The organism is Synechococcus sp. CS-1326 (genome assembly GCF_025128115.1).
Taxonomy (GTDB): domain Bacteria; phylum Cyanobacteriota; class Cyanobacteriia; order PCC-6307; family Cyanobiaceae; genus Regnicoccus.
Genome location: NZ_JAHLYV010000035.1, coordinates 85,323 through 107,846, shown reverse-complemented (window position 1 = coordinate 107,846; position 22,524 = coordinate 85,323). Strand labels below are relative to the sequence as shown.

The window sequence follows — 22,524 nt, the reverse complement described above, 5'->3', positions numbered from 1 at the left end:
TAAACCCTTCCGCCCTGAGACTCCAGACCCGGATGGCTGAGGAGCGCGTTCTGCCGATTTCCCTGCATCAGGAGATGCAGCGCTCTTACCTCGAGTACGCCATGAGCGTGATCGTGGGGCGGGCTCTTCCCGACGTCCGCGATGGGCTCAAACCGGTGCAGCGGCGCATCCTGTTCGCCATGCAGGAGCTGGGCCTCACCCCGGATCGGCCCTACCGGAAATGTGCCCGGGTGGTGGGAGACGTACTCGGCAAATACCACCCCCACGGCGACCAGGCCGTCTATGACGCCCTGGTGCGCCTGGCCCAGACCTTCTCCAGCCGCCATCCCCTGCTCGATGGCCACGGCAACTTCGGCTCTGTCGATGACGATCCGCCGGCAGCGATGCGATACACCGAAATCCGTCTGGCCCCGATCGCCAACGAGGGGCTGTTAAACGAAATCAGCAGCGACACGGTCGATTTCGCCCCCAATTTCGATGCCTCACAGCAGGAGCCGACGGTGCTGCCGGCACTGCTCCCCTTTCTGCTGCTGAACGGTTGCACAGGAATTGCGGTGGGCATGGCCACCAGCATTCCGCCCCACAATCTGGGCGAGGTGGTGGAGGCGCTGATCGCCCTGATCCGCAAACCCGAGCTCAGCGACGAGAAGCTGCTGGAGCTGGTGCCCGGCCCCGATTTCCCCACCGGCGGCGAGGTGCTCACCGGCAGCGGCGTGCGCGACACCTACCTCAACGGCCGCGGCAGCATCCCGATGCGGGGGGTCGCCCATATCGAAGAGGTGCAGCCCGGCAAGGGCCGCCATCGGCGCGGCGCCGTGGTGATCACCGAGCTGCCTTACCAGCTCAGCAAAGCCGGCTGGATCGAGAAACTGGCCGAACAGGTGAACGACGGCAAGATCGGCGGCATCGCCGACATCCGCGACGAAAGCGACCGTGATGGCATGCGGGTGGTGGTGGAAGTGCGTCGGGACGGGGAACCGGAGAAGGTGCTGGCCGAACTGCAGCGCCGCACCGCCCTGCAGAGCAATTTCGGCGCGATCCTGCTGGCCCTGGTCAACGGCCAGCCCCGCCAGCTCAACCTGCGCCAACTGCTTCAGCACTTCCTTGAGTACAGGGAACACACGCTGATCCGACGCACCCGCCACGCTCTCAAGCGCACGGAAGACCGGCTTGAGGTGGTGGAAGGTCTGATCCGGGCCCTCGACTCCCTGCCTGAGGTGATCGAGCGGATTCAGGCTGCCAGCGATGCCGCCGCCGCCAAGGCCAGCCTGCAGGTTCATCTGGATCTGAGCGAGCGCCAGGCGGAAGCTGTGCTGGCCATGCCCCTGCGCCGCCTGACCGGCCTGGAGCAGGACGGCCTGCGCAAGGAGGCCGCTGAACTGGCCGAGGAACGGGAGCGGCTGCGCCACCTGCTCGATAACCGCCAGTCCCTGCTCGACGCCATGGTGCTGGAGTTGCGCGGCCTCAAGAAGCGCTACGCCACCCCGCGGCGCACCAGGCTGGTGAGCGGCGGCGATGAGCTGGTGGCCCAGCGCGCCGCTGCCAACCGACCCACCACCGAACTGCAGCGTCACCAGGCCTTCAACGCCCTCCCCCCCGACGGACGTCTGTTGATCCAGACCGACGGCCAGCTGCGGGTGGTGGGCGCCCAGATGCTCGGGCGCCTCCATCTCGATGAGCCGACCCCGATCGGCGACCATCCGGCACCGGCGCGACTGATCCTGCCGATCAGCAGCAAACCGGCCCTGCTGGCCTTCACCTCCAGTGGCCGGGTGGCGCTGCTGCGCTGGGAGTTCGCTGCCCAGCAAACCGGTGGCCTTGAGAAGTTCCTGCCCGAAAGCCTGGCCGGTGATGCGGTGGTCCAGTTGCTGCCCCTGGAGCAGGAACCCCGGAAAAGCCTGGGCCTGCTCAGCAGCGATGGCCGCTTCAAGCGACTGCCGATCGAATCGTTCCTCGACCTCTCCGGCCGCGCCGCGACGGTGCTGAAACTGAAAGATGGCCTCCGGCTCTGCCGGGTGGTGGAATGCCGGGAAGGCGAAGAGCTCGTGGTGGCCAGCAGCACCGGCCGGATGCTCCGCCTGGCAGTGAACGAGGCCAACCTGCCGCTGATGGGCAAGACCGCCCAGGGCCCCCTGTTGATGAGACTGCTGCCTGGGGAGGAGATCGTCGGGGCAGCCTGTGGAGCCGCCAGCTCCGATCTGCTGCTGGCCAGCAGCCTCGGCCAGATCAAACGCCTGCGCCACGAGAGCCTGCGCCTTTGCGCGCGGGGTGATCTCGGCCAGATCGGTCTGCACTTCGAGCGACGCGACGCCGCGCTTGTCGACCTGCAGGCTGCTGCCACCGCAGTGGTGGCAGCGTCCGTATCGAGTGGCCGCAGTTTCCGGTTGCGGGTGGAGGATCTGGAGCGGCAGGACTGCCAGGGCTCAGGACAGAGTTTCCCCCTCAAGCCAGGCGAAACCGTTCAGGGGCTGGTTCCACTGCTGGTGTCAATCCCGAACAACTGAGCTCAGACTGTGGCGGCAATCCCCGATGGCTCCAGCATGAGTTTGCTGGAGCGGATCTCCTCATCCATCGGGATTGGGTAATTGCCATCGAAACAGGCCGTACAGAAATGAGAGGCGTGATCGTGGGCAGCCTCCAGCATCCCTGCCTGGCTGAGATAGGCCAGTGAATCCACCTCAAGATGGCTGGTGATCTCCTCGAGGGTGAGCCGGGCAGCGATCAGTTGCTCCTGGTTATCGGTGTCGATGCCGTAGAAGCAGGGGTGGGTGACCGGCGGAGAGCTGATCCGCATGTGCACCTCGGTGGCACCGGCATCACGCAGGGCCTGAACCAGCTTGCGGCTGGTGGTGCCGCGCACGATCGAATCGTCGATCACCACCACCCGCTTGCCTTCGAGCACATCGGGGAGGGGATTGAGCTTGACGCGGATCCCGGCCTCCCGCATCGCCTGGGTGGGCTGGATGAACGTGCGGCCCACATAACGGTTCTTGATCAACCCATCGGCATAGGGAATGCCACTGGCCTTGGAGAAACCGATCGCGGCCGGTATACCTGAATCGGGAACCCCGATCACGATATCTGCTTCCACGTTGGTTTCCCTGGCAAGCAGCGCCCCGATGCGGTGCCGATAACTGTAAAGAGATTCACCGAAGAAACGGCTGTCAGGGCGTGCGAAATAGATCATTTCAAACACACACAGCTTGGTGGGCTCCTCAATCCAGAGCCGCCGCTTCGGCACCGATTCACCAGCCTGAAAATGAATCAGCTCACCAGGTGCAATGTCACCGTCATAGGAGGCGCCGATGATATCCAGGCCGCAGCTCTCACTGCTCACCACCCACTGACCCTGGTGTTTCTCACCCAGGTGGCCGAACACCAGCGGCCTAACGCCATAGCCGTCCCGGAGGGCGAACAAGCCTTCTGGCGTGCCGATCGCCAGGCTGAAGGCACCACGACACTGACTCACAGCCGCTTCGATCGCGGCATCCCAGCCCTTGCCGCCATCCACCGCCTCCTGGAGGGCGAAGGCGATCAGCTCGGAATCCGTCGTGGAGGTGAACTCGGCAGCCAGGTGGCTCAGGGCCTGCCGCAGTTCAGCGGCGTTGACCAGGTTGCCGTTGTGGGCCAGTGCAAAGGGACCCAGCCGGGTCATCAGCACCACCGGCTGGGCATTGCAGACCTTGCTGCTGCCCGTTGTGGAATAACGGTTGTGGCCGATGGCCAGCTCGCCCGGCATCCGCTCGAGCACATCCTGGTCGAACACCTGGCTGACCAGGCCCATGTCCTTGTGCAGCCTGATCCTGGCGCCATTGAACACAGCGATCCCGGCTGATTCCTGGCCGCGATGCTGCAGGGCGTAAAGACCGAAATAGGTGAGATTGGCCACCGGCTGGCCCGGTGCATAGACGGCAAACACCCCGCAGGCCTCCTCCATGCGGTCGGGTCGCTCAGGGGGATCAGCCCGCTTGGACCGGTGATGCCTGGGGTGCGCAGAAACCACAGGCCCGTTCACCTTGAGATTGCTGCCTGCATTGTGCCTCAGGCTGAGACAGCCAGACGGCGCGGAATGGCCTGTTCGTAGAGAGCGGCGAGTGTGGCCACCTCGGCGTTCAGCACCGGTTGCGTCGCCAGGGTGATGGCCAGCCGACCATCGCCCTCCACCTGGCCCAGCCGCATCGCCGGAACCGGACCCTCCCCGGACGCACTGAGCAGGTGCTGCCAGGCCGGGAGTTGCCTCTCCGACACGCTGACCAGCACACGAGCGCCACCCTCGGCAAACAGCAGACGGTCGAGGCGGCTGGCACCGGCCGGCAGAATCAGCTGGGCCCCCAGCCCTGACGCGATGCAGCACTCGGCCACAGCCACCGCCAGGCCACCATCGCTGAGATCATGGGCGGAAGCCACCAGGCCCCGGCTGATCGCCTGCCGCAGCAGACCCTGCAGCCTCCTCTCCAGGACCAGGTCGGTGCGGGGTGGACGCCCGGTGGCCAGACCATGGATGCACTCCAGGTAACTGCTGCCGCCAAGGCCGAGGCGATCCTCTTCGGCCCCATCCGCTGTTTCGAGGGGAACGCCAAGCAGCCAGATCGTGTCCCCCGACTGACGCCAGGCGAGGCCGGTCACCTGGGAGAGATCGTGAACCAGACCCACCATGCCCACCACCGGGGTGGGGTGGATCGGCTGGAGACGGCCATCGCCAAGGCGGGTTTCGTTGTAGAGGGAGACATTCCCACCGGTGACGGGCGTCTCAAGGGCCTGGCACGCCTCGGCCAGGCCGCGGCAGGCCATCGCCAGCTGCCAGTAGCCGGCTGGTGTCTCCGGTGAGGCGAAATTGAGGTTGTCGGTGACAGCCAGGGGTTCAGCCCCGACACAACTGAGGTTGCGAGCCGCCTCAGCCACCGCCGCGATCGCGCCGCGCTCCGGATCCAGCGCCACCCAGCGGTTGGGGCAATCCACCGTGGCGGCCACCCCACGCCGACTGGTCAGGAGGGTCGCAACCCCCTCCTGGGGCCGCAGCCGCAGCACCGCCGCATCGGCACCGCCCGGCAGCAGCACGGTGTTGGCCTGCACCTGCTGGTCGTACTGGCGGTAGACCCAGCGCTTGCTGGCGATGGTGGGGTCATCGAGCAACGCCTCGAGCACCTCGGCCCAGCCCAGGGACTGGCCGGCCCTTGGGCCGCTGTCAGGGGTGATGCCGGCGGCCCCTACAGCGGGCAGCTCGGCCTCGCTCCAGCACCAGTGGCCCTGGATCTCGGCCGGTGGCTCGCTCAGCAGCTCGTGGTGATTGATCGGGGTGTCGTCAGCAAGGGCACTGGCCGGCACTTCGGCTGCCAGCTCGCCGTGCTGCAACACCCGCACCACGTTCTCCTGGAGCACCCGTCCGACCACGGCGGCCTGCAGGCCCCAGCGCCGGAAGCGATCCATCAGGAGCTGTTCACGGCCCGCCTTCACCACGAACAGCATCCGCTCCTGGGACTCGGAGAGCAGGAATTCATAGGCGGTCATTCCCGCTTCACGGGCCGGCACCCGGTCGAGATCGAGCTCGATCCCCAGGCCCCCCTTGGCCGCCATCTCCGAACAACTGCAGGTGAGTCCGGCGGCGCCCATGTCCTGGGCCGCCAGCACATCTCCACTTTTGAACGCCTCCAGGCAGGCCTCGATCAACCCCTTTTCCAGGAATGGATCCCCCACCTGCACGGCGGGGCGATCATCCAGCGAGGCCGCACTCAGTTCCGCCGACGCGAAGCTGGCGCCTCCCATGCCATCGCGGCCGGTGGTGCTGCCCACATAGACCACCGGGTTTCCAACCCCCACAGCGCCGGAGCAGACGATCTCCTCGGTTTCCATCAAGCCAAGCGCCATGGCGTTGACCAGGGGATTGCCCGAGTAACTGGGATCGAATGCCACCTCACCGCCCACCGTGGGCACCCCCACGCAGTTGCCGTAGTGGGCGATGCCGGCCACCACCCCCTCCATCAGGCCCACGTTGCGCTCGTCCTCGAGCGGACCGAAACGCAGGGCATTGAGCAGGCCGATCGGCCGGGCCCCCATCGTGAAAATGTCACGGAGAATTCCGCCCACCCCTGTAGCCGCTCCCTGGAAGGGCTCCACCGCCGAAGGGTGGTTGTGACTCTCGATCTTGAAGGCGAGCCGCTGGCCTTCACCCAGATCCACCACGCCGGCGTTCTCACCGGGTCCCACCAGGATGCGGGGGCCGGTGGTTGGAAAACCGCGCAACAGGGGCCGTGAGTTGCGGTAACAGCAATGCTCCGACCACATCACCCCGAACATGCCCAGCTCAGCGCGATTCGGCTCCCTGCCCAGCCGCCGGACGATCTCGTCGTAGTCGGCCTGGCTCAGGCCCTCCTTGCCGAGGGCCTCGGCAACCGAAAAAGGCTTGGAGGCAAGCACGACACGGCCGTCAAAAGGACCTTCAGTCTGACCGAGGGCGGATCCCGGGCCGGGCCCGATGGCTCACTCCAGGTCTCACACCCAGGGGTCAGGCTCCGGGTCCTGCCGTTGCCGCGGTCGGGCATCCGGCCGAGCATCCGGTGGCTCGGGTTCAGGCCAGTCGATCTCTTCCCAGTCGTCGAGGGGATCAAGATCCCGGGGTCGGCGGGAACGACGATCCTCCGGCTCCGGGAACTCCGGTTCATCCCAACGGCGGGAATCGGCTGGATCCTCGCCCGCTTCCTGCCAGGGGGGCTCTTCAAGCCAGCCCTCCAATCGCTCCTCGAACCGATCCCCAACCTGCTGAAACTGACCGCGCAACCGACTGGTTTCCTCGCTGACCTGATCGCGCCATCGGCGGGAGCGGCGCAGCAGTTGCTGGCGCACACTGGAGCGGGCCAGGGGAAGATCGTCGAGACCCACCAGGGCGGTGGCCACCCGACCCGGTTGTTGATCAACGATGCGTTCCGGCGTGAGCCTCCAGCGGCTGCTGCCCGGCAGGCGGGGATCACTGCGTGCCACCAGATAGTGGAGGATGCGGCCCGTGCGCAGCTCGACTGCCGCATCCACAACGGAGCCGAGCACGGTCCCCTCGGCTCCGGTCAGGGCCGCCTCGAACAGGGTCGGCAAACCATCGAGGATGCTCTGATCGGTTTCGGCCGGCTCTCCATCGACCATGGCCTCGAGCTCGCTGAGGCCGCGCAGCTGATTCAGCCTCCAGACCAGGCGCCTGCCACCGAAGGCCGAAGGTTTGCTCGCCCAACCCAGCAGGCGGTGAACCGGCGGATGCATCCAGCCGACCAGGCCGGCGCCGTGCTCGAGTCCCTGGTCACAACGGACCCGCAATTTCAGGAGATCACTGAGCAGAAGCTCCTGGGGGAGGGCCACGGAATCAGCTGCGAATCTGGATCGGCATCACCAGATAGGTGAAGCTGGAATCCTCCACCGGCACCAGCACCGCCGGCGTGGTGGGGGCATTGCAGCGCAGCTCCACCCGATCGGCCGTCATCGCCTTGAGCCCCTCCAGGACGTAGCGAACGTTGAACGCGATCGCAATCGCCTCACCGTTGACCACGGCGGCGAGGTCTTCGGAACCGGAGCCCACATCCTGGGCATCGGCACTGATCTCCAAGCGGCCAGCGGCCGGATCGCTGCTGATCTTCACCACGTTGTTGTGCTGATCAGCCAACACGGCCACCCGCTCCAGGGCAGTGATGAAGCCTCGGCGGTCGAGCTCCAGGGTCCGGCTGAAGCTGGTGGGAATCAACTGGCGGTAATTCGGATAGGTGCCATCCAGGCTGCGGCTGGTCAGCACCTGGTCGGCCCAGAGAAACACCACCTGACCGCGATCACAGAACAGACTCACCGCCTCCTGCGACTGACGGCCCGAGAGCAACCGCTCCAGCTCGCGCAGGGAGCGGGCCGGAACGGTGACGGAAAAGCCTTCCAAAGGGACTTCGACCTCCAGATCGGCTTCAGGGCTGCCTTCCGCCGGAGCAGCACCGGGCTGGGCGGCGTTCTCCAGACGCAGCACCGACAAGCGGTGACCATCGGTGGCGGCGCATTCCAGACCCTGACGCTCAAAATCCAGATGCACCCCTGTGAGCAGTTGCTTGGCTTCATCACCGCTGCTGGCGAACAGGGTGGCCCGTAACCCCCGCACCAGGGCGTCCACGTTCAACCGGATCGGGGCACCGGTCTGCAGCAGCGGCAGATCAGGAAAATCCTCCGCCGACAACCCCCGCATCTGGTAGCTGCCGGAGCGGCTGGTCAGCTCCACCTGCTCCTGCCCCTCCTCACAGCTGAGCGTGATCGGACTGTCGGCCGCCAGCCTGGAAACAATCTCGACGAACAGGCGCGAGGGCAGGGTGATCGCTCCGCTGCTTTCCACGGAGGCAGCAAGACTGGTCTGGATGCCCAGGCTGAGATCAAAGCCGGTGAGACTGAGCCGCCCCGTGCCGGCATCGGCCGTGAGCAGCACGTTGGCAAGAACCGGATGGGTCGGCCGGGCCGAAACAGCCCTGCTGACCAGCTGGAGGCTGGCGCTCAGTTCGCTCTGGGAACAGACCAGCTTCATGGTGTTGCCATCTCCGGAAAGGAAGCCCTCTGGAGGGCCCCACCACGCTTCCACAACAGCGGCCATTCCGCAACGGCAGGAAACCGCAGCTGCCCAACCGATCCTCACTTTTCCAGCTAATTTCTATCTGGATTAATAGTTAACAGTAAGAATTTAGAACAAGTAGTCGTAGGGGGTGTGGAAAATGTGAAAAACATCCAAAACCATGTTGTACGAAGGAACTTCAAGAATCAGCAGTGGGGAGAAGCCCTGACAATTGGATGCCAATTTCTTGTTTTCCGCAGATTCTTCAGCCTGTGAAAATCAGTTGTTCGTTCAGGTTGAGTGGATCTCTTCTTCTTTTCCCCGTTGGGGAGGCTGTTTTTCACAGCCTCGAATGAGACAGTTCTGCTGCTGGATCCACGATCTGGTGGGGCTCAAGCATGGCCTCACCGGCATCGTGTTGGCTGAAAAGTTGCTTGGGCCGGAGGTCTGGAGGGACTGGGCTCAGAAGCCCATCACGTCTGCCACCACAGCCACTTCGGGTGCCAGACCGGCATGAAACACACCGTCGCTGTTGTCGATGGCGGTGCCGGGATCCTTGAGGCCGTTGCCGGTGAGCACGCAGACCACCGTGGCTCCGATTGGCACCTTGTCGGCCTGCTGCAACAGGCCGGCCACCGACGCCGCGCTGGCCGGCTCGCAGAACACGCCCTCCTCGCGGCCCAGCAGCTTGTAGGCCTCCAGAATCTCCTGGTCGCTCACGGCGTGGAAGGCGCCTCCGCTTTCCTGCCGCACCTTGAGGGCCTTTTCCCGGTTGGCCGGGTTGCCGATCCGGATCGCCGTGGCGATGGTGTCCGGCTGCTCAACGGTGTGGCCGAGCACGAGCGGCGCGGAGCCGCTGGCCTGAAAACCCATCATCCGGGGCAACAGCCGACTGTGGCCGGCCGCCTGGTACTCCTGGAATCCCATCCAGTAGGCGCTGATGTTGCCGGCATTGCCCATTGGAATGCAGAGCCAGTCGGGGGCTTCACCGAGGGCATCCACCACCTCGAAGGCGGCGGTTTTCTGGCCCTGCAGCCGAAAGGGATTGAGTGAATTCACCAGGGTGACGGGATAGCGATCGGCCACCTCCCTCACGATCGCCAGGGCCCGGTCGAAATTTCCCTTCACCGCAAGCACTTCGGCTCCGTACACCAGGGCCTGGGCCAGCTTCCCCTGGGCGACGTAGCCATCCGGGATCAGCACGAAGGCCCGCATCCCGCCGCGGCGGGCATAGGCGGCGGCAGCGGCTGAGGTATTGCCCGTGCTGGCACAGATCACCGCCGCCGCACCAGCCTCCTTGGCCTTGCTGACCGCCATGGTCATGCCCCGGTCCTTGAAGCTGCCGGTGGGATTGAGACCGTCGTACTTGAGGAACACCCGCACGCCGCGGCCGATCCGCGCCGCAATCGACGGGGCAGGGATCAGGGGTGTCGCACCCTCCCGCAGGGTGACAACCGGGGTGCTGTCGCTGACCGGCAGCCAGCGGCGATAGGCCTCGATCAGACCTGGCCAGTCCTGCATCGTTGGCTTCGCGCCCAGACGTCTGAGAGCGGAGAGCACGGGCACGATGGCAGCGAAGGAGCTGCGTCGAATCTACGCGCCCGTCCTGAAGCGGGAACCAGAGCCCGTTGCCACGACCCTGGGGTTCAGGGCATTTCCGTTCAGGGCGTTTTCGGGGCTGGCTTGGCTTCCGGTTCACTGCGCAGCCCGTCCAGGGGGGACTCGGAGAAGAAGCGCACCAGATCGGAGATCGAACTGGCCTTGCTGGCCAGGCTGACCAGTGCCGGGATGCTGATCGCCAGCTCATTGACGGGATAGGCCTTCAGAAAACCGACGGCTGTGAGGCTTCCCTTGCCGTCATTGAGTCCGACGATCACGGCGGAGCGCAGGGCGGCCACACCGGTCTGAGGTGCGCCGAGCGGGGCGATGATGCGGGCCAGCCGCTCCAGCAGGGCCTCACCGATCCGGGTGGTCAGCAATCGGCTGGTGAGCACCAGGGGAAGGGTCACCTGCTGGTTGAGCAGCTTGGAGACTTCAGCAGGGTTCTGACGGCTCACGCTCAGCAGGTTGCCGAGCAAGCCGCGCGCTTCACCCGTTTCAGCCAGGTGCGCGAGATCAGCGACCGGAATCGAGCGGCGGAAAGCACCGCTGACCAGGACGATCTGCTCAGCGGCCTGCAGGCCAGGCGCGGCGATGCCGAGGGAGAGTCCCAGCAGGGCTCCCCAGAGTTTCGAGCTTCTGGCCAAGGATCGCTCCGGTTCGATGCGGAACTCTAGAAGTTACTGAGCAGGAGCAAATCCGGCACTGAGGCGGAGGTCAGGGGCCACCAGCACATCCCGCAGCAGCCGCACGACGCTGCGCTCGGCCAGGCCCTGGGCCACCTGCAGGCCCATGCGGCGGAGGTCGGGTTCCGCCAGCAGCCGCGGCAGCCGGTTGAGCAGCAGCTGGGGCTCGAAACCAGGCAGGGCGCGGAGAATCTCCAGCAACGGCGCGATCGGCTCCAGGCCGAGCAGTGGATCCTCGAGCGGCAAGGGCCGCTGGGGGGCCCGCAGCCCCGGTGGTTGAAGCCGCTTCGGCAGGCGGCGGCCCAGGTTCTGAAACGCCTTCCAGCCCATCGCATCGACCCGGTCCACCAGACCGTCCACCAGTTGCTGGCGCAGCATCCCTCCCCTGGGTGAGAACAGGAAGTCGAGCACCTGATCAAGCAGGCCCTCCACATCGAGCTGATCCTGGAGCGAGGCGCTGCTGATCAGGTTCTCCAGGCGCTGCCAGCGGAAGTCGTCGCCTTCGAAGAGCATCTCGCGCAGGCTGCGGCGCAGGGCGGGATCGGGATCCTCCATCAGGCGCCGGGCAAAATAGGGGTAGGCGGCACCGAGGATCTTGAACTCAGGGTCCACGCTCAGGGCGATGCCCTCGAGGGTCACCAGCGAGCGGATGATCAGGGCGTAATAGGGCGGAACCTGGAAGGGAAAGCGATACATCACCCCCGAGAGGTCGTCGGTGACGGCCTTGAAATCCATCCGGCTCACCCCCATCTCCAGGGCCTGGCCGAACACCGTCTCGAAGGCGGGCACGATCGGGCGCAGGTCCACCTGTTCGCCGAGAAATCCCAGGGTGACGAAGTCGGTGGAGAGGGCGTCGAAGTCGCGATTGACCAGGTGAACCACCGCCTGGATCAGCCCGGTGCGGGATTCGCGGCTCACCTGGCTCATCATGCCGAAATCCAGGAAGGCCAGTCGGCCGTCCGCCATCGCCAGCAGGTTGCCTGGATGGGGATCGGCGTGGAAGAAGCCGTGCTCCAGCAGCTGTTCCAGGCTGCAGTTCACCCCCACCCGCACCATCTCATCGGGATCGATTCCCAGTGCTTCCACCGCCTTGAGATTGGTGAGCTTGACGCCGTCGATCCATTCCATCGTCAGCACCCGTCGGCTGGTGGCCTGGTGGTAGATCGCCGGTACGGCGATGCGGGGGTTGTGGCGGTGCAGCCGGGCGAAGGTTTCGGCGTTGTCGGCTTCATGGAGGTAGTCCATCTCCTCGAACACCCGCTGGCCAAGCTCATCGATCAGGGCGACGAGATCGCTGCGGATCAACCGGACATGGCGGTTCAGCCAGGCGGCGATGTTCCGCACGATGTAGAGGTCGAGGGTGATCTGCTCCCGCAGGCCCGGTCGCTGCACCTTGACCGCAACGGCCTGCCCGCTCAGGAGCCGGCCGCGGTGAACCTGGCCGAGGGAGGCCGCTGAAATCGGTTCCCGATCGAGTTCGGCGAAGATCTCCTCCACCGGGGCGCCGAGGTCTTCCTCGATGCAGGCCATGGCCAGGGCACTGTCGAAGCCCGGCAGCTGATCCTGCAGTTCAGCCAGTGCTTCCAGCAGGACCGGTGGAACGATGTCGGGGCGGGAGGAGAGCGCCTGTCCCGCCTTGATGAAGGCTGGCCCCAGGCTGGCCAGCAGATCGGCGCATTCGGTCGCCCGCGCCCGCGCCCGTTCCGGGTTGGCCAGCAGACCGGTGAAGCGCTCGAAACCCACCCCGACCAGAAACAGTCCGATCGGCACCAGGGTCTGCCAGAGCCGCCTGAACAGCCGCTGGGGGTGGCCGGCGTAGATGCGGCTGATCGCCTCCGGGTCGTAGCTCAGCAGGCCCGCCGCCTCGATGAAGTCGCTGAGTTCGGGCGGGGGGGTGGCCCCGGGATCGGAGCGAACCATCGTGGAGAGCGGCACTTCCCCCTCTTCTAAACGAATCCCAGCGCCGCTACGGTCGGGCCACTGACCGGAGACCGTGGTGCTCACGGGTCTGCGCCTCGAGAACATCGCCCTGATCGACGGCCTGGAGCTCAGCTTCGACCGGGGGTTCACGGTGCTCACCGGCGAAACCGGTGCGGGAAAGTCGCTGTTGCTTGACGCCCTCGATGCCCTGCTCGGCGGCGGCCAGGGCAGCCAGGGGGCGCGGCTGGTGCGGCAGGGTTGCTCCCGGGGCCTGATCGAGGCCAGTTTCGACCTGTCGCCACCGGTGCGCGCCTGGCTGGTGGATCAGCAGCTCGACCTCGATGAACCGGAGCTGCTGCTCAGCCGTGAGTGGCGGTTGACGGCGGACCGGCTGCAGAGCCGCAGCCGGCTGAACGGGGTGGCGGTGAATCGCGCCCAGCTGCTGGAGCTTCGGCCCCTGCTGCTGGAGCTCACCGCCCAGGGCCAGACCAGGGAACTGGCCCGCCCCGGCCAGCAGCGCCGCTGGCTCGACCGCTTCGGTGGTGATCCACTGGCGGCCGCTGCAGCACCGGTGCGCTCGCTCCATCGGGCCTGGAAGGAGGCGGCGCAGGCCCTGGCGCAGGCCCGCTCCGACCAGCAGCGGCTGGAGGCTGACCGCCAGCTGGCTCAGCAACGGCTCGATGACCTCGAAGCCGCCCAGCTCGACGATCCCCTGGAAAGGCAACGCCTCCAGGAGGAGCAGGATCGCCTGTCCCATGGGGTGCGTCTGCAGCAGGGAGTGACGACCCTGCTGGGTCGCCTTGTCGAAGGCGAGGAGGGCACTCCTTCGGCTCTGGACCATCTCGGCGCCTGTGACCAGGAACTGCAGCTGATCGGTGCCCTCGATGCCAGCCTTGAGCCGCTGCGGCAGCGCTGCGGTGATGTTCTGCAGCAGGTTCAGGATCTGGCCCGTGAACTGGATCGTTACGGCGCCCGGCTCGACAGTGATCCGGAGAGCCTGGCGGCGTTGCAGGAGCGGATCGCCCAGCTCAAGGCGCTCGAACGCCGGCATGGCCAGGAGCTGGCCGGCCTGATCGTGGTTCGCGACCGGCTCCGCCAGCAGCTGGCCCCCGGCGCCGCCGGGGATGCTCTGCAGGACCTGGAGAAGGCCGAAGCCGCCGCCCGCCACGCCCTTGAGGTCGCCTGCGCCAGGCTCCGGGAGCTGCGGATCCTGGCGGCCGAGGCCCTGCAGGGCCAACTGATGGCCTCGCTGCGTCCCCTGGGGCTGGCCAATGTGCGGTTCTGCGTAGCCGTGGAACCAACTGAGCCGAAAGAGGACGGCGCCGACCGGGTTGTGTTTCTGTTTTCGGCCAATCCCGGCCAGCCGCTTGCCCCACTTCAGGAGGTGGCCTCCGGTGGTGAGATGAGCCGCTTTCTGCTGGCGCTCACCACCTGCCTGGCGGCGGCCGATCCCCACGTCACCCTGTTGTTCGATGAGATCGACAGTGGCGTCAGCGGCCGCGTCAGCGGGGAGATCGCGGCCCTGTTGCGGCGTCTCGCCCAGCAACGCCAGGTGTTCTGCGTCACCCACCAGCCCCTGCTCGCCGCCGCGGCCGACCATCACTTCCAGGTCAGCAAGAGGGTGGAGCAGGGCCAGACCCTCACCCGGGTGTCCGCCCTGCGGGACGCCGAGGAGCGTCAGCGGGAGCTGGTCGAGCTGGCCGGTGGGGATTCCGGTGAAGCCCGCCGCTATGCCGCCAGCCTGCTGGGTCGGGGAGCGGCCTGAACCTGAACCTGGTCCTGCTTCGTACACTCGTTGGCTGACGGACAGAAGGCATGGGTCGCTTGGCCGGCGTCAACGGGCAGGGGAAAGCGGCAGGCAGGGCTCCGGCGGGTGATGGCAGCCTCAACCTGGAGGGGAGCCTTGAGGATGTGATCCGGGTGCGGGGTGCCCGCCAGCACAACCTCCGCAACATCGACCTCACCATCCCGCGCAACAGCCTGGTGGTGTTCACCGGCGTGAGCGGCAGCGGCAAGAGCTCGCTGGCCTTCGACACGATCTTCGCCGAAGGACAGCGCCGTTACGTGGAGAGCCTCTCCGCCTACGCCCGCCAGTTCCTCGGCCAGGTGGACAAGCCGGATGTGGACGCGATCGAAGGGCTCTCGCCGGCGATCTCGATCGATCAGAAATCCACCAGCCACAACCCCCGCTCCACCGTCGGCACAGTGACGGAGATCCAGGACTACCTGCGACTGCTCTACGGCCGCGCCGGTGAACCCCACTGCCCGCAGTGCGATCGCTCGATCCGGCCCGAGAGCATCGACGAAATGGTCGACCGCATCTCTGCGTTGCCGGAGGGCACCCGCTACCAGTTGCTGGCGCCGGTGGTGCGGGGCAAGAAGGGCACCCACGCCAAGCTGCTGAGCGGCCTGGTGGCGGAGGGTTTTGCCCGCGTGCGCATCAACAGCGAGGTGCGTGAACTCTCCGACAACATCGAACTCGACAAGAACCACGCCCACAACATCGAGGTGGTGGTGGATCGGCTGGTGGCGCGTGAGGGCATCAGCGAGCGGCTCACCGACTCCCTGCGCACCTGCCTGAAGCGCGGCGATGGCCTGGCGCTGGTGGAGGTGGTGCCCAAGACCGGCGAGGAGCTGCCGGAGGGGGTGGAGCGGGAGCGGCTCTATTCGGAGAACTTCGCCTGCCCGGTGCATGGCGCCGTGATGGAGGAGCTCTCCCCCCGCCTGTTCTCGTTCAACAGCCCCTACGGCGCCTGCCCCGATTGCCACGGCCTCGGCCATCTGCGCACCTTCACCTTCCAGCGGGTGGTGCCCGATCCCAGCCTGCCGGTGTATGCGGCCGTCGCCCCCTGGAGCGACAAGGACAACAGCTACTACTTCTCACTGCTGTTCAGCGTGGGGGAAGCTTTCGGCTTCGAGATCAAGCAGCCCTGGAACCTGCTCACCGCAGAGCAGCAGGCGATCCTGCTGCATGGCAGCCCCGAGCCGATCGCTGTTCAGGCCGACAGCCGTTATGCCAAGGGCCCTGGCTACCTGCGGCCCTTCGAGGGGATCCTGCCGATCCTGGAGCGTCAGCTGCGTGACGCCAGCGGTGAGGCGGTGCGTCAGAAGCTGGAGAAGTACCTGGATCTGGTGCCCTGCGGCACCTGTCACGGCCTGCGACTTCGGCCTGAGGCCCTCGCCGTCAAAGTGGGTCCCTACGGCATCACCGAGCTCACCAATGTCAGTGTGGCCGACACCCTGGAGCGGATCGAGGCGCTGATGGGGGTTGGGGTTGCCGAAGGCTCCAGACCCCTGCTCAATCCTCGCCAGATCCAGATCGGCGATCTGGTGCTGCGCGAGATCCGGATGCGCCTGAAATTCCTGCTGGATGTGGGCCTCGATTACCTCAGCCTGGATCGCCCGGCCATGACGCTCTCCGGCGGAGAGGCGCAACGCATCCGCCTGGCCACCCAGATCGGCGCCGGGCTCACCGGCGTGCTCTACGTGCTCGATGAGCCGAGCATCGGCCTGCACCAGCGCGACAACGACCGCCTGCTCGCCACGTTGTTCAAGCTGCGGGACCTGGGCAACACCCTGATCGTGGTCGAGCACGACGAGGACACGATCCGTGCAGCCGATCATCTGGTTGACATCGGTCCGGGGGCCGGCGTGCACGGCGGTCACATCGTGGCGGAGGGGTCGCTGCAGAACCTGCTCGATTCCGAGACCTCACTCACCGGCGCCTACCTGAGCGGACGCCGCTCGATTCCCACCCCGGCCGAGCGCCGTGAGGCCGGCAGCCGCAAGCTCACCCTGGTCAATTGCCGTCGCAACAACCTCCAGGGGCTTGATGTGGATATTCCCCTCGGTCGGCTGGTCTGCGTCACCGGGGTGAGCGGCAGCGGCAAGAGCACCCTGGTGAACGAGTTGCTTCATCCCGCCCTCGAGCACAAGCTTGGCCTCAAGGTTCCCTTCCCGGCCGGCATGGAGGAGCTGCGGGGGATCAAGTCGATCGACAAGGTGATCGTGATCGATCAATCCCCGATCGGCCGCACGCCCCGCTCCAATCCAGCCACCTACACCGGCGCCTTCGATCCGATCCGCCAGGTGTTCGCCGCCACGGTGGAGGCCAAGGCTCGCGGGTACCAGGTTGGCCAGTTCAGCTTCAACGTCAAGGGAGGTCGCTGCGAGGCCTGCAGTGGCCAGGGGGTGAATGTGATCGAGATGAATTTCCTGCCCGATGTGTATGTGCAGTGCGATGTCTGCAAGGGGGCGCGCTACAACCGCGAAACCCTGCAGGTGGCCTACAAGGGCCACACGATCGCCGATGTGCTACAGATGACGGTGGAGCAGGCCGCCGAGGTGTTCTCCGCCATCCCCCAGGCGGGCGAGCGGCTGCGCACCCTGGTGGATGTGGGGCTTGGCTACATCAAGCTCGGCCAACCTGCTCCCACCCTCTCCGGCGGCGAGGCCCAGCGGGTCAAGCTGGCCTCCGAGCTTTCCAAGCGTGCCACGGGTAAAACGCTCTATCTCATTGATGAACCCACCACCGGCCTGAGTTTCTATGACGTCCACAAGTTGATGGACGTGATGCAGCGGCTGGTGGACAAGGGCAATTCGATCGTGGTGATCGAACACAACCTCGATGTGATCCGCTGTGCCGATTGGCTGATCGATCTGGGGCCCGAGGGCGGCAACAGGGGGGGCGAAATCGTGGCGGCCGGCACCCCCGAACAGGTGGCGGAGCATCCCTCCAGCCATACAGGCCGCTACCTCAAGACCGTGCTGGCCCAGCATCCCGCCGTGGCGGTCGCGATGGCTTGACCCCCGGCTTCAGAGGCAGCCCTGAACGGAGATGCGGTAGCTGAAGCCCGTGGCGCCCGGGTCCGAGCTGGTGCCCACCTTGAAGTTCATCTGACTGGCCTGTTTGCCCGGTACCGCCGGGAAGGGTCCGAACATGCGGCCCGTGCCGATCGGGGGAGCCATCACTTCATTGATCACCTGCAGATTGCTGCCATCGCTGAACTTCATGAAGCCGCTCACGGGATACTTGGCGCTGGCATCCGAGGAAATGGCGGTGAAGAAGAATTTGAAGCGGTTGTAGGGCTGATCCACACTGAAATCGGTGTTCCAGTTGGTTTGACCCAGCGCTATGCCGAGCGGAGACACCCTTGGACGCTGCACCCGCTTTGTGACGATCGGCGTGGTTCCGTTGCCGCCGATCGGCTGCAGGAAGGTGCAGCGTTCGGCGGCGAGAGCTGCTCCGCCGCTGAGCAGGAACGAGGCCGTGGCCGGCAGCAGGAGGGCAGACAGGTTCATGGGTTGATCGCGGCAATGGGTGAATGGAACGAAGCAAACCGTTCATCTCACAGTCCATGAACGGGCCAGAGCTGGATGGGGAACAGCATCGGGGATCATGGAAGCATTCCGAGTCCCTGTCGTGCGCGCATCCCGACCTTTCCAGCCCCCCCACGCCCTCCTGGCGGCGCTGCTGATCGGCCTTCCTTTTCTTCCCCAGCCGGCGGCGGCTCTGGAGCGGATTGATCTGCGCCTGCCCCTGCTGGAGACCAGCTTCAGCATCAAGCTCTCGGAATTCCAGAAACCCGGCGGTTTGTTGAGCGGCAACAGTGATCTCGCCGAACTGGATCGGGCCACCGATGGGGCGGTGGGTCGGAAGATCGCGGAATTCCTCAACTACCGCCTGCCCCTGCAGACCAAAGCGGTGGTGGGCGAGGTGGCGGGTTCGGCCCTGTTCAACCAGGCGATGCTGGTGGTGTCAGCCATCGGCGGCGTCGATGGGCTGCCCGCCAATCTCGACGGCCAGGAAATCTCTGCCGTCCTGGAACGGGCCGCCGCCAGGGGGCCGCTCACCATGTTCAGCATCCTGCAGGCCCTGCCTGGTCAGACAGCATCGGTGGACCTGGAGGTGGCCCTGTTCGCCGTGCAGCGCCTGGCCACCCAGCTGCAACCGGCGGATCGCCTGATCGCCGCCAGCCCGGCGGCAACGGTGGATCCTGCCCTCAGCCAGCCTGGCCCCCTTCCGGTGGAGCGCCGCGAGACGAGCCTTGTGGTGAGCCATCGCCCCGAGCCGCTGCGGCTGGTGGTGATCGGCCCGAGCCGCCAGGCCAATGGCCGGCTGGTGCTGATCTCCCATGGCCTCTGGGACAGTCCGCTGAGTTTCGAAGGCTGGGCGAAACACCTGGCCAGCCACGGCTACACGGTGTTGATGCCCTTCCATCCCGGCAGCGATCAATCCCAGCAGCAGGCCATGCTCTCCGGCAAGGTGCCACCCCCGGACCCGGCCGAGCTCAAGTTGCGGCCCCTGGATCTGTCGTCCCTGATTGATGGGGCGGCCTCCGGCAAGCTGGGGCTGCCTGCCGGTCTGAACACCGACTTCGTGGCGGTGCTGGGTCAGTCCTGGGGTGCCACCACCGCCCTGCAGCTGGCCGGGGCCCAGCCCAGTGCGGTGCGGCTGAACGAACGCTGCCAGGACATCAAGGATCCGTCCCGCAATCTCAGCTGGGTGCTGCAGTGCAGTTTCATCAGCGTGGCCGACAACGCCGGCCTGGCCGATCCCCGGGTCAAGGCGGCGGTGGCGGTGAGTCCGCCGATGTCGCTGCTGTTCAACACCGGTGCCGCCCGTGCCATGAACGCCCGGGTGCTGCTGGTCAGCGGCAGCCGTGACTGGGTGGTGCCGGCCGGGCCGGAGGCGATCACGCCGATGCAGTTGAACTCCAGGTCTGTAGGGGGTGGTCATCGCCTCGTGCTTGCCAAGGGCGGCGATCACTTCAACCTTGGCTCCCTCTACGCCGAGGACGGTGGCGCCCTGCGGGGCCTTCTGCTCGCCTGGGTGAATGGCGCCTTCACAGCCGGTGCCGCCGCCGCCCCTGGGCCGAACGCTCCCGACCTGCTGCCGGCGGGCGGCTGGGGCAGCGCCACCGTTCCCCTGGTCGATGTGAGCGGCGGGTTGAAGGGAGCGCCCTGAAGCCCTGAATCGCTCTGATCGGCCTGATTCAGGGGGTGAACATCAGGCTCAGAGGCTGGGCTCCGGGCTCTCCCGATCTGCGTAGTGGCTGTTGAGATCGGGCATCCAGTAGCTCAGATCGCCATGCCAGTAGAGCCGACCCCCCAGGCGGCTGGTGCTGAGTTTGGTGGTCCCCATCGCCGTGAGCAGGGAACCCAGTTCGACCGGAGAGAGGTCGGTGTGGATGTCCTTGCCGGCGATCGCCAGCAGCGAAGGCAGCTTGCTGATGGTTCCGGGCTGAACAAGGGTGCGGAACACTTCCCGCAGCACCAGTTGCTGGCGTTCCATCCGACCCAGGTCGCCGAGTTCGTCGTTTCGATAGCGGAGGAAACCCTCCAGATCTTTGCCCTTGAGCAGCTGGGGGCCCGGCAGCAGGTCGATGTAGAGATCCTGGCGGCTGTCGACGTAGTACATCCTCTTGGGCACGTCGATCTCGACGCCGCCGAGGGCTTCCGCCAGGTTCTGCACCGCTTCGATGTTGATGATCAGGTAGCGGTCGAGCGGCTCGGTGAGCAGGCTGGAGAGTTCCTGTTTCACTTCGTTCACCCCTCCCAACGCATACAGGGAGTTGGCCTTGACCACCCCGAACGCCTCCGATTCGATGAAGGTGTCCCGCGGAACCTGGGTGATCCGGGTGGTGCCGTCCTTGACCTGGACGGTGAACATCACATCGGTGCTGCCGCTGATCTGGTCGGTGCCCAGCACCAGAATGCGGCGCTGCTCCAGCCCCAGGGGATCCACCAGGGAGGTGAGGGCTGGAGCGGCCTGACGCAGGCCAGCCAGGGTCGAAGCCAGCAGCGAGGGCAGGGGGCCGGCCAGGCCGTAGCCGAGTCCCAGGCCACAGCAGAAGCCAATCAGCAGGGAGCGTCTGGAGAGGGGCCGGCCTTTTCTGCCGCCGTCGGGTGATTCCTGTGGTGGCGGCGCACTCCGGCGACGGCGGTTCAGGTCGGCAACGGGGGCGGGGCGAGAGGAGCGACGACGGGGTTGAGCCTGGGCCATGAAAAATCCTGCTGGGCGCACCATAAAACCCATTTCCGGCCGGGGCCAGCCTCGGTCAGACCCTCGTCATCACCTGCACCCGGCTGGCTGCCCGGTCCGCCCGCGTCCTGGCCTCGGCCAGATCACAGCCGCCCGAGACGACGACCCCCATGCGCCGCAGCGGACGGGCCTCCGGCTTGCCGAACAGCAGCAGCTGGGTGTCGGGTTCGGCCAGGGCTTCCGCCACTCCGGAGTAGGCAACTGGGGTGCAGTCGGCCGGGGCCAGGATCACCCGGCTGGCGGCGGCGCCGCTTGAGCGGATGCTCGGGATCGGCAACCCCAGCACCGCCCGCAGGTGCAGCTCGAACTCGCTGAGGTTCTGGCCCCTCAGGGTGACCAGGCCGGTGTCGTGGGGGCGGGGCGAGAGCTCCGAGAACACCACCACTTCCTGGCCGGGTGGCCCGCAGAGAAAAAACTCCACACCGAACAGACCGGCTCCACCGAGCTGGTCGGTGACGGCCAGGGCCATCGCTTCGGCCGTCGCCAGAGCCGCGGCGCCCAGTTCCGCCGGCTGCCAGCTGCACTGGTAATCCCCCCGCTCCTGGAGGTGGCCGATCGGTGGGCAGAACAGGGTGGGCCCGTCCCACTGCTTCACGGTCAGCAGGGTGATCTCCTGCTCGAACCGCAGGAACTCTTCCACGATCACCCGATCTCCGGCGCCGCGGGCGCCGGCCATGGCTGCCTGCCAGGCGGCGGCGATCTCCTCAGGGCCTTCCACCATGCTCTGACCCTTGCCGGAGGAGCTCATCACCGGCTTCACCACCACCGGCCAGCCGAGCGGTGCGGCGGCTTCGGCCAGTTCGGTGGGGCTGCTGGCGTAGGCGAAGCGGGCGGTGCGCAGGCCCAGCTCATCGGCGGCCAGATCCCGGATCCGATCGCGGTTCATCGTCACCGCCGTGGCGCGGGCGGTGGGAATCACGGTGAAGCCTTCCGCTTCCAGCTCCAGCAGCGCCTCCACCGCCAGGGCTTCGATCTCCGGGATGAGCAGATCCGGCCTGTGGTGACGCACCACGGCCTTGAGGGCTTCCGGATCGGTCATGGCGATCACCTCGGCGGCATCGGCCACCTGCATGGCGGGGGCGCCGGCATACCGGTCGACGGCGATCACCCGGCAGCCCAGTCGCTGGGCGGCGATGGCCAGTTCCTTGCCCAGCTCGCCGCTGCCCAGCAGCATCAGGGTGCGGGGAAAGAGGGCGTCGGTCATGGCGCGCAGCTCGGCGAAGCCCTTGATCCTGCTGCCTGGTGGGCCCTGCTAGAAGTGCAGGTCGATCCGTCCCGCTGCAACGCCCACCCGTGTCGATCACCACCACGGCCGTTCTGGCCTTTTCGACCGCCGGCGATGTGGCCAACGGTCTGCCGTTCGGCTGGAGCGTCGCCGGGCTGCAACGGGGGGTGCTGATCTATCTGGGCCTCTCGTCTCTGGCCTTCGTGGTGGTCTGGGGTGTCGGCTTTCTGCGCCGTTCCTGAGACCGCTGGATTCACGGCTCCGCGATCAGGTCGAGCTGCCGAACCGGCGGTTCCTCGCTGATGAACCCGTACGACTCGAAAACGCTGTTGTCGGAATGGGTGATGTGCTGGCCATCGCTGTGGCGCTCAAGCACGAAGCCCTCGCCGTCCATGCGCCGCATCAGGGCTGCCGCTTCCTCGAAGCGGGCGGCCATCGCCGCGAGGCTGGCGCAATCGGCCGTGAGTCCTTTTTCCTGCCAGGTGAAGTAAGCCAT

At 66.4% G+C, this 22,524-nt stretch carries 16 protein-coding genes; 5 read left to right on the top strand and 11 right to left on the bottom strand.

The annotated features are described in order from the left end of the window. Positions 1–32: 32 nt before the first annotated feature. Entirely contained in the window at positions 33–2,504 is a 2,472-nt protein-coding gene (locus tag KQ307_RS14375; protein ID WP_259702625.1) for a DNA topoisomerase (ATP-hydrolyzing) subunit A, read from the top strand. 2 nt (positions 2,505–2,506) lie between these two features. On the opposite strand, the gene purF is transcribed toward KQ307_RS14375, so the two are convergent. The 7 genes from purF to KQ307_RS14340 form a co-directional block, all read right to left on the bottom strand. Continuing rightward, a complete protein-coding gene (gene purF, locus KQ307_RS14370; protein WP_259702626.1) occupies positions 2,507–3,937 on the bottom strand; it encodes an amidophosphoribosyltransferase in 1,431 nt (476 codons plus the stop codon). A 104-nt stretch (positions 3,938–4,041) separates the two neighbouring features. Further along, on the bottom strand, positions 4,042–6,414 hold the full coding sequence (purL, locus tag KQ307_RS14365; protein WP_259728364.1) for a phosphoribosylformylglycinamidine synthase subunit PurL: 2,373 nt from the start codon (positions 6,412–6,414) through the stop codon (positions 4,042–4,044). Between the two features lie 75 nt (positions 6,415–6,489). Beyond that, on the bottom strand, positions 6,490–7,341 hold the full coding sequence (locus KQ307_RS14360; RefSeq protein WP_259728363.1) for an RNA methyltransferase: 852 nt from the start codon (positions 7,339–7,341) through the stop codon (positions 6,490–6,492). A 4-nt stretch (positions 7,342–7,345) separates the two neighbouring features. Continuing rightward, positions 7,346–8,530 (bottom strand): DNA polymerase III subunit beta, encoded by a 1,185-nt coding sequence (dnaN, locus tag KQ307_RS14355; protein ID WP_259728405.1) that lies wholly within the window; start codon positions 8,528–8,530, stop codon positions 7,346–7,348. 486 nt (positions 8,531–9,016) lie between these two features. After that, positions 9,017–10,075 (bottom strand): threonine synthase, encoded by a 1,059-nt coding sequence (gene thrC, locus KQ307_RS14350; RefSeq protein WP_259728404.1) that lies wholly within the window; start codon positions 10,073–10,075, stop codon positions 9,017–9,019. A 140-nt stretch (positions 10,076–10,215) separates the two neighbouring features. Next, positions 10,216–10,800, bottom strand: coding sequence for an alpha/beta hydrolase (locus tag KQ307_RS14345; protein ID WP_259702639.1), 585 nt, complete (start codon positions 10,798–10,800; stop codon positions 10,216–10,218). Between the two features lie 33 nt (positions 10,801–10,833). Next, positions 10,834–12,759, bottom strand: coding sequence for an AarF/ABC1/UbiB kinase family protein (locus tag KQ307_RS14340; protein WP_259702672.1), 1,926 nt, complete (start codon positions 12,757–12,759; stop codon positions 10,834–10,836). A gap of 76 nt (positions 12,760–12,835) precedes the next feature. Here KQ307_RS14340 and recN point away from each other — a divergent pair, with 76 nt between their 5' ends. Together recN and uvrA are read left to right on the top strand one after the other, a co-directional pair. Next, the gene (gene recN / locus KQ307_RS14335; RefSeq protein WP_259728403.1) at positions 12,836–14,524 is read left to right on the top strand and encodes a DNA repair protein RecN; all 1,689 of its coding nucleotides are present in this window, start codon (positions 12,836–12,838) and stop codon (positions 14,522–14,524) included. A gap of 50 nt (positions 14,525–14,574) precedes the next feature. Continuing rightward, positions 14,575–17,565, top strand: a complete 2,991-nt coding sequence (uvrA, locus tag KQ307_RS14330; protein WP_259702640.1) for an excinuclease ABC subunit UvrA — start codon at positions 14,575–14,577, stop codon at positions 17,563–17,565. Between the two features lie 9 nt (positions 17,566–17,574). On the opposite strand, the gene KQ307_RS14325 is transcribed toward uvrA, so the two are convergent. Further along, on the bottom strand, positions 17,575–18,060 hold the full coding sequence (locus tag KQ307_RS14325) for a hypothetical protein (protein WP_259702641.1): 486 nt from the start codon (positions 18,058–18,060) through the stop codon (positions 17,575–17,577). 121 nt (positions 18,061–18,181) lie between these two features. Here KQ307_RS14325 and KQ307_RS14320 point away from each other — a divergent pair, with 121 nt between their 5' ends. Further along, a complete protein-coding gene (locus KQ307_RS14320; RefSeq protein WP_259728362.1) occupies positions 18,182–19,726 on the top strand; it encodes an alpha/beta fold hydrolase in 1,545 nt (514 codons plus the stop codon). Between the two features lie 48 nt (positions 19,727–19,774). Here the strand turns inward: KQ307_RS14320 and KQ307_RS14315 are convergent, their stop codons facing one another. Both KQ307_RS14315 and purT read right to left on the bottom strand, forming a co-directional pair. Beyond that, entirely contained in the window at positions 19,775–20,764 is a 990-nt protein-coding gene (locus tag KQ307_RS14315) for an LCP family protein (RefSeq protein WP_259702643.1), read from the bottom strand. A 55-nt stretch (positions 20,765–20,819) separates the two neighbouring features. After that, complete coding sequence (gene purT / locus KQ307_RS14310) at positions 20,820–22,007, bottom strand: formate-dependent phosphoribosylglycinamide formyltransferase (RefSeq protein ID WP_259702644.1); 1,188 nt, start codon at positions 22,005–22,007, stop codon at positions 20,820–20,822. A gap of 89 nt (positions 22,008–22,096) precedes the next feature. Between purT and KQ307_RS14305 the strand changes: the two genes are divergently transcribed. After that, positions 22,097–22,270, top strand: coding sequence for a cytochrome B6 (locus KQ307_RS14305; protein WP_259702645.1), 174 nt, complete (start codon positions 22,097–22,099; stop codon positions 22,268–22,270). Positions 22,271–22,281: 11 nt separating this feature from the next. On the opposite strand, the gene KQ307_RS14300 is transcribed toward KQ307_RS14305, so the two are convergent. Beyond that, positions 22,282–22,524 carry a hypothetical protein gene (locus KQ307_RS14300; protein ID WP_259702646.1) on the bottom strand — a complete coding sequence of 81 codons (243 nt, stop codon included), beginning with the start codon at positions 22,522–22,524 and terminating at the stop codon, positions 22,282–22,284.

Coding starts and splice junctions, on each gene's coding strand:
- KQ307_RS14375 (WP_259702625.1), top strand. CDS start 33: ATGGCTGAGGAGCGCGTTCTGCCGATTTCCCTGCATCAGGAGATGCAG.
- purF (WP_259702626.1), bottom strand. CDS start 3,937: ATGGAGGAGGCCTGCGGGGTGTTTGCCGTCTATGCACCGGGCCAGCCG.
- dnaN (WP_259728405.1), bottom strand. CDS start 8,530: ATGAAGCTGGTCTGTTCCCAGAGCGAACTGAGCGCCAGCCTCCAGCTG.
- thrC (WP_259728404.1), bottom strand. CDS start 10,075: ATGCAGGACTGGCCAGGTCTGATCGAGGCCTATCGCCGCTGGCTGCCG.
- KQ307_RS14340 (WP_259702672.1), bottom strand. CDS start 12,759: ATGGTTCGCTCCGATCCCGGGGCCACCCCCCCGCCCGAACTCAGCGAC.
- uvrA (WP_259702640.1), top strand. CDS start 14,575: ATGGGTCGCTTGGCCGGCGTCAACGGGCAGGGGAAAGCGGCAGGCAGG.
- KQ307_RS14325 (WP_259702641.1), bottom strand. CDS start 18,060: ATGAACCTGTCTGCCCTCCTGCTGCCGGCCACGGCCTCGTTCCTGCTC.
- KQ307_RS14315 (WP_259702643.1), bottom strand. CDS start 20,764: ATGGCCCAGGCTCAACCCCGTCGTCGCTCCTCTCGCCCCGCCCCCGTT.
- purT (WP_259702644.1), bottom strand. CDS start 22,007: ATGACCGACGCCCTCTTTCCCCGCACCCTGATGCTGCTGGGCAGCGGC.
- KQ307_RS14300 (WP_259702646.1), bottom strand. CDS start 22,524: ATGGCTTACTTCACCTGGCAGGAAAAAGGACTCACGGCCGATTGCGCC.